Annotated in this window: 1 protein-coding gene; it reads left to right on the plus strand. The window is 53.2% G+C overall.

Annotated elements, in window-relative coordinates; all coding sequences use genetic code 11:
- The coding region (locus AC1RO3_RS09415) for a hypothetical protein (RefSeq protein ID WP_481764157.1) at window positions 1–237 on the plus strand (237 nt) is incomplete at both ends.

Genomic DNA, 237 nt, shown 5'->3' on the forward strand with positions numbered 1-237 from the left:
GATGTCATTCCTCCGAACCAGATGATGAATCCGTTTGTCCCTGCGCTCTTGGTTCATGAGAATAACGCGGATGCTGAGCCGACGCTGATGACACAAGTGTCCACTACTCAGTGGGCCGTGGCAAGTGCACACTACAAGTACGCGACAAATCGCCAAACTGATGGTGGGTACGGTAGTCAGCTGTGGTTCCCGATTGCGGCATCGTCCAGTACGTGGATAGAGGTTAACGCTCAGTAC

The sequence above is a fragment of the Dellaglioa sp. CoH-57-MRSF-19 genome (assembly GCF_056781975.1).